The organism is Okeania sp. SIO3B5, from assembly GCF_010692555.1.
Lineage (GTDB): Bacteria > Cyanobacteriota > Cyanobacteriia > Cyanobacteriales > Microcoleaceae > Okeania.
The window spans coordinates 1-3,922 of the sequence record NZ_JAAHHG010000730.1 but is presented as its reverse complement, the minus strand read 5'-3'; the positions used below and the strand labels follow the sequence as shown (position 1 = coordinate 3,922).

The following is a 3,922-nucleotide window of genomic DNA, read 5'->3' as shown; positions in this document are numbered from 1 at the left end:
CAGGAGACAGAATTTGAGAAGAAAATCATGACTGCCGTGATTGAGTAATCAATCAAAGAAGTATTTATGCGTAAATTTTTTACTCGGAATTTGATGAACGAAAAAAGTAATTGAGATGATTTGCATAATATAAACACCTACCAAGATACAAATTTATATACTACTTTTAATGATACGCTCTTGAAGTGCGGAATGTGGGTTTAAGGGCAAGGGAGCCAACTTTTTTAGTAAGAGAATTAATAAAGTTTTTATCATCAACTAAAAGCAATAGCTCATAGCTGACGGCTGAATGCTTACAATAGGAAGATAAAATGGTATAACTTCCTCTTCTATGGCAACTCTTTTCTTCCTTCTTCCTTCTTATACCAATTCACTTGAAAAATGTCACAAATACTTTCGGTAAATTACTGTAACATCAAAGTTTTGAGCTAATAAAATCCGGTGCATCTCATATTGGCAAAAATACTTTTTTCCTATATATTCCCTGTTCCATGTTCCCAGCTCCGGTGTTCCCTAAAAGCAATAACTTTTTGGCTTTATTCACGCATTGAGATGCACCCATCAAATCTAAATTTTAACTTTTAATTTTGTACTTTTGACTTTAAATTACTGTAGCATCAAATTTTTGAGCTGATAAAATCTAAATTTTAACTTTTAATTTTTGACTTTTAACTTTTAACTTTTAACTTCTCTCCTTTAAATGTTAAATAATTTCGGTAAATTACTATAGCATCAAAATTTTGAGCTGATAAAATCTATCTTTTAACTGTTAACTTTTAATTTTTAACTTTTAACTTTTGACTTTTAACTTTTGACTTTTAACTTCTCTTCCTTTTTCCTTCTTCCTTCTTCCTTCTTCCTTCTTCATTGATACTCTCGTTTAATTGATTTTGCCCACAACAAAAATGGTATTACACCACCTCCTAATAGTACGGCTAAAGTAAATAAGAAAATGATAAATCTAGTCAAAAAAGGCAGGGAGCGCGATATCCAAGGAAATACATAAGGTTGTTGTTCTGAATCTACTGAAATATCTGGTAAATTGAGACTAACTTGCACATTATGTAACGAACCACGGTCAGCATTTATTGGCTGAATATAGTTAATTTGATACTCATCAAATAAAGCCTCTAAAAATTCAGTCAAACTACTAGAAATATCCTCAGCATTACCAGAAAATTCAGCAATACCATTAGTTACTTTCGCAATTTGTTGTAGTCGTTTTTGATCGACAAATTCTTCAGCAGCAAGTTCTGTTAACTCTTCAGAATTATTACTTTTTTTTCCTCCTCTCACACTAATATCTCTAATAGTAGGAGGTTCCTCTAAATCATATTTTTGCTGCAACTGTTGGGGAGTCAAACCATAACCCAAAGTATGCACAGTAATATTAGGATAACTTTTTAACATAAACACAAGTTTTTCAAAGTCTTGTGCTTCTAATTCTGGCTCATTTTCTCTATTTCCATAAATACTATGATAGCCATCAGAAAGTAAAATTATCGAACGTCTTGGTTGAGATAAATTAGAATTTGGGCGTGGGTTAAAACGAGTATCTTCGGAATTGCCAAAAAATTGTACTGCCTGACGCAAAGGTTCATAAATATCTGTAGCTGCACAAAGATTATCCAGTTGACTTTCTAGTTTTTTGAGAGATTTTTCAACCTTTCTATTACCTGTTAAAACAAAATTATCTAGTTCTTTTTTCGTCACTTTATTTCCCGGACAATTTTCACCTCCTTTGCCAAAAGGTACAATAGAAATTCTGGTATTTTCTCCCTTGTCCACTAAATCTTGATTGAATTTTCTAATCGCAGCGATCGCTCCTTCTAATTTGGTTTTTTCTCCACTACTATCTAATTGCTTCATACTGCCACTAAAATCTAATAAAACAATTACCCAAGCAGGAGGTAATTCTTCGGGCAGGGGGATTTTCCAATTAATATCAATGGGATTTAAGGTTTTACATTCTCTAGTTTTAGGCTCTGTTTTAGGCGGACAAACTGTTAAATTAAAGTTCTCTTTTTGCAGGTCTCTTACTGGTTTATTGTTTTGGTCATAGGCTTTGAGTCGCAGGGTAACTTTACCTTCATTTCGTTCAGGAATAGCTTCGATAATTTCCACATTTTTTACTTGAGCTAAACTAGGATTAATGTAGGAAGTTACTATTAATAAATAAAGACTAACTTTGCGGGTCCAAGAAGCGATTGTAGTAGACAAATCTGAATAATTTTTTACCATTATAGCCCTCATTTTCAGCGTAAAATGCAATTAAATCGTTATGTTTTAGTTTGATTGGCGTACTTTCTTTCAAGGGTTCGCCTTGATATTCTATTCTATTAAAAAACTTGAGGTTAGGTACTAAAATTGTTTGGCTAGATGCTAAGTCTAGGTCAGCAATATGCAGTGGCAAACCAGGGATACAAATATCTACACCAAATTGTTGACTGCCCATGATTTTTAACTGAGCTGAACCAATTTTCACTTTACCTCTTGCGGGTAATTGAATTGATAATCCTTCCTCAATTTTATCCACCAAATCATTACTCACAAATTTAATTCTTGGTGATAATTCTTTCTGTATATGGGGATAATTTCCTGGTGTTTCAGACTGATTAAAATTGACATTTTCAATATATTCAAAACCAGCTCCTGCTCTGAGGGCAACTAGATGACTAGGAGAGGTAGAAAAACTCAAGACTAAACCTAACAAACCGCCTAATAAAGAAAAGCCTATTGTGTCTTCCCAAGCTTGTAATGCTGTGGGTATTCCATTCATTTGTTGTCGTATCCATTCAAAGATAATTGCTGCAATTAAAGCAGTCAAAATACTGGTAGTTAAACTAATGGTAAGTCGCTGTAAAAAACGTCGTTTATCTCCTGCTTCTATACTACGCCAGCGCCAAGTCAAACCTTCAGCTAAACCGACTGCTCCACCAATTAATATCCATCCGACTATTCTGACAAATTTATCGGGTACAGTTATAACTTTATCTCGTAGTTGTGGATTGAGTAATATTTGTACTAATGCTCCAGAAGTAAGACCGATTAATAATCCTAATCCTGCGGCAATACTCAGCGGTATTATACCTCTGTTGAAGTTGCGTTTAAATCGAGTTGGATTGCTTAAAAATATATCTGTTGCAACTATACCAACTGCTAGAGAAATTGCTACACAAGGAAATAATGCTAATTCAGGAAGCTTTTGTAACCAGCCTAAATCACTGAGGATAAATTGCCCTATACTCCAGCCGATTAATGACGATGTAATTCCTGATAGAATATATAGATATATTCTCATGATTTATAATTAATTTTAATTTAGATAGAGTCAGAATCAGTAGATAATTAGTAAATATATGTCAGCATTCCGTAGGAAAGTTACGACCATAGAAGGCTAGCTGACTGCTGTTTGCGCAGCATTCCGCAGGAAATGCTTACAAATATACAGGTTTTGAATCTTTTGCATTTTAAATAGTATCTCCCAGAATGTCAATAGTATGTTGGCAGAAAGAAGGAAGTCACGGCAGAGATTTTTAATACAGATTAGATGGAATTAAGAAAAAAATAGTAATACTGTTTTTTATCCTTTGGTTATCTTGATTTTTTTGCCCTAGTTTTAACTAAGAAATATGAGGAGGTAAACCGATTTTATTGCAGTAGATTAGATAGTAGTCATTACTTTCCACTATTGATTTTTATTCTGGGCGCATTGCTCAAAATTTTTATCGAAAAAATTTCAAAAAATGGAAGCTCTACCTTGACAAACTATACTTGACAAGATACTATAAATATAATGGAAAAGGTGCGCTCATATATAGTAATAATTAAAGGGCGAAAAACTCAGAAAAATAGGCTTAACCCTCACCTCAGAAAATTTAACCACTAAGGAATTTCCAGAATAAATATTGCATTATCAAAT

Annotated in this window: 2 protein-coding genes; both read right to left on the bottom strand. The window is 33.2% G+C overall.

The genetic code is table 11. The features are described from left to right. Nucleotides 1–864: 864 nt before the first annotated feature. Nucleotides 865–2,220, bottom strand: coding sequence for a vWA domain-containing protein (locus F6K54_RS41600; RefSeq protein ID WP_293090350.1), 1,356 nt, complete (start codon nucleotides 2,218–2,220; stop codon nucleotides 865–867). Then, nucleotides 2,183–3,301 (bottom strand): hypothetical protein, encoded by a 1,119-nt coding sequence (locus tag F6K54_RS41595; protein ID WP_293090349.1) that lies wholly within the window; start codon nucleotides 3,299–3,301, stop codon nucleotides 2,183–2,185. The genes F6K54_RS41600 and F6K54_RS41595 overlap by 38 nt, the downstream gene beginning before the upstream one ends. Between the last annotated feature and the right edge of the window lie 621 nt (nucleotides 3,302–3,922).